Origin of the sequence: Benzoatithermus flavus, from assembly GCF_037908215.1 — a bacterium.
In the GTDB taxonomy this organism is placed as follows: domain Bacteria; phylum Pseudomonadota; class Alphaproteobacteria; order Geminicoccales; family Geminicoccaceae; genus Benzoatithermus; species Benzoatithermus flavus.
The window spans coordinates 1-3,198 of record NZ_JBBLZC010000056.1 but is presented as its reverse complement, the minus strand read 5'-3'; the positions used below and the strand labels follow the sequence as shown (position 1 = coordinate 3,198).

Sequence of the window (3,198 nt, the reverse complement as noted above, 5' to 3'; positions counted from 1 at the left end):
ACAGTCCCAAGGGTTTAAGGGCAATTTTTTCCCCCTAATTTTTCCCCCCAATTTGAGTTGTATATCAAGTTTATATATAGCGCTCCTCCCAAAATTTAGTGCTCAAACTTTGAACACTTTTTCGGCTATTAGATAGGCAGCCGAAAAAGTTATAGCACTCCTCCCCAAAAAATTCCCTTAACCGCTTCTCTTTATTGTCTCTAACGCTTCTAGGACTAGTTTTCTATCATTCTCGCTTTCCATTTTGCGAACAACTGCTAAAAATACATCCTCTATGCGTGAAAAACGATGTACTTCTTTTCGATAGTCTGCTGTTCGAGGTCTTCCACGGCGTTTTTTCTCTTTAACTTGCATTTCTATCACCTCCCTTATGCTTTATTGTATACGAAAAACTAAATTCCTCCAAAAAAATTGAAATTTTTTTTTGCGGAATAGTAGAACGCAAAGAAGTCCCGTTCCGACAACGCTTGTCCATCCCGTTTAGCAAAAGAAAAAAGGGCTTCTTTGCGTTTTACTGTTTCGCAAAATGTTTCCCCCAACGTTATAAAAAATCTCCCGTTCAAAACGGGAGATTGTCTATTTACTTTCTCGCTCGAATTTTAATTGCTTGAATCAGCACATTAAATTCTTCTTCCCCTAAAGTCGAAAAAATGTCCGAAAGAGATACTTCCAATCCATTGTACAAACTCATCCCACAAGCAACCATACGCCGTGTCGTTCCTGTTAACGCACCAATGTTATGATTCCCCTCTTGGGCTAATTCTTCATCTAACAAATATGACAGCGGTCCAAATTCGGTACTTATTTCGCCAAAGCATTTAAAAATTTGCGGATAGGAAGCGATATAAATACTTGCTTCGTACTCAACATCATCCCCTGGCTTCAATCGATACAACCCCATCAGATAGTTGTAATTTTCCTTATGCTCATCATTCGCGAAATACATTTAATTTCCCCTCCTAGAAAGGTTTTTCTAATTATAACTTAATTCCTTTTTCACGCAAGAACAAAAAACATAAAAAAAACGTATAACTGAACGCTAAAGCAAACGTATGCGGATGGGTTAAAAGACCGTCTAGCATTATTTCACCTCGCTTCTTGGAAACGTTGGCGAGACAGTCCGCTATTCCAATTCCTCCATTGTTGCGGACTCCTGCGTCCCTCACGCTCCCTCAAAGCGAACCCGCAGGGCGAAAAACACCCTGCGGGTCGCTTTGCCGAGCATAGCGAGGGACTCTCCACAACAATGGATTTTCTCGGCATATGCTCCTGTCTCGCCCCACGACATATGCGTCCTTCCCATGTCCTCGCTATGTCGCGACACGTGTCGTCATGTCTTCGCTATGTCGCGTCACCTTGTCGCCTATCGGCTTTCCGTGACTGGCGTCACGGTCGCACGTGTCGTGCGGTCGTAAGTGCGTAAGTCGTGTCGTGTAGCGTGTGCGACACAGAAGGGCACACGTGACACGACACGCCTAGCGCACTAGCGACGCTAAGCCTTTCTGAGCTTTTGCATTACGTCTATGATGTCGTAGACGGGGACACAGCCCCGCCAAGCAGTTTCGCATCGGAAACCGAAGCAATACTTGATGCGTTCCTCGTCCGTCCAATTGATATGTATGCCATACTCTCGCAAGACGCTCTTTAACTCCGTGTACGTCATTCCGTAGTTCACAATGTCGTATCCAGCCCGAATGACGTCTTTTTTTAAATATCGTCCGTGAGCGTTTTTCTTAAGCATCTTCGCGTCTGATGTCCACCAAGAATGTATCAGCCACATCAACCCATATTTGTTGCCCTTTTTCATCCTTGAAGGACAGACGCTTTAAGCTAATCCGAATTTTTGTTTCAACCACTTCCCGTTCTTTCACATCCGCTTTTACTCCAATTGTCGTTATCTTATCGAAATTATCTAAATCCAAAAGTGTATATAAATTCACATTTGCTTTTTCTTCTATCTTTGCCACTAGAAATTTTTTTGTAAAAATCATCTTCTCACCTCCATTTTTTTGCTATCTTATTACTTTTTTAATGTTTGTAAAGGAATTTCTATCTTTTTGAACAAAAAAAGACAAGAAACCCACCACCGAGTTCCTTGTCTTTATTACTGTTTTCGCATAGAATTATTGTAAGGTTATTCATTAGATTGGTTTTCGATAAGTTTGTTCCAAAACGTCAGTTTAATGTTATTGTCTGTTTCAGCTTGGTAAATCTCATATGTTTTTTCTTTTAATTGCTCAACTCCCAACATCTCCAACAGTTGAGCAATTTTCTTTTCATCCGTTATCTTTATTTCTTTTTTCAAATTCTTCGAGAAACCATACATTGCAGAACCGAACAGCAACATGTTATCCGATTGCTTTTTTAGATAACTCGTTAGATAATTTCCCAAACTCCATATTGTTACGAGTTGCTCATCTGCTGCCAATTGTTTAAGCTCTTCTTGAGCTTCTTTTTTATTCTCTTTTGGAACGTACTGATACTTAATTCCTTTAATGTTTATCATTCCATGTTTCCAAGCCTGGCGAACTTTCATGAATCGCTTTTTGTCTAAAACCCCTTTTTCATCCGCACATTTGCAAATAACGTGAAAGTGAATCGCACCTCTTGTTTGAAATTCCATCACGTATACATATTTAAAATCGTCTACAATCTTATTTACTTCTTTCGCCCATTCCTTGAAGTTTTGCTTCGCTTTCTTAATATTTAACTGATTGTAATGATGTGTAAGAGTGATAAAATGTGTCCATTCATCAAAGTTCGACTGAACAAGCAATTTCAACTTTTTTATTTTTCTTCGCTCATTGTCTTCACGTATCACTAATTCATCTTTGTACTTTTCTTTAATCTTTTCTAATTCAGCGATTGCTTCTTTATCATCTTTTGAAACAAAGGGATGACGTTTCGAAAAATCATCTAATTCTTTTTGAAGTTCTTCACGAAGTTTTAAACTCTCCAAGCGATTTTTAACACCTTCTTGAACCGAAGTCGCATCGCGAACAAATCCTCGAATGATGGGTTTCTCATATTCCGCAAGACAAATGTGGAAACCTGCAATTTCCAAAGATTTATTGATTTCTTGAATGTATCGTGGATTTCTTTCTTTCAATGTTCGATACATATATTCTTCTTGTTGAGCAATCTTTCTCAACTGCTCTAATTGCTTTTTGTATTCTTCTTGCTGCCATTTTTCCAACT

The 3,198-nt window shown here is 39.2% G+C and carries 3 protein-coding genes; all 3 read right to left on the bottom strand.

Annotated elements, in window-relative coordinates; all coding sequences use genetic code 11:
* Positions 1–580: 580 nt before the first annotated feature.
* Positions 581–946 carry a hypothetical protein gene (locus U1T56_RS23940; RefSeq protein WP_418162011.1) on the bottom strand — a complete coding sequence of 122 codons (366 nt, stop codon included), beginning with the start codon at positions 944–946 and terminating at the stop codon, positions 581–583.
* A gap of 787 nt (positions 947–1,733) precedes the next feature.
* Positions 1,734–1,991 (bottom strand): hypothetical protein, encoded by a 258-nt coding sequence (locus U1T56_RS23935; RefSeq protein WP_418162010.1) that lies wholly within the window; start codon positions 1,989–1,991, stop codon positions 1,734–1,736.
* 143 nt (positions 1,992–2,134) lie between these two features.
* The coding region (locus tag U1T56_RS23930) for a rolling circle replication-associated protein (protein WP_418162009.1) at positions 2,135–3,198 on the bottom strand (1,064 nt) is incomplete at its 5' end.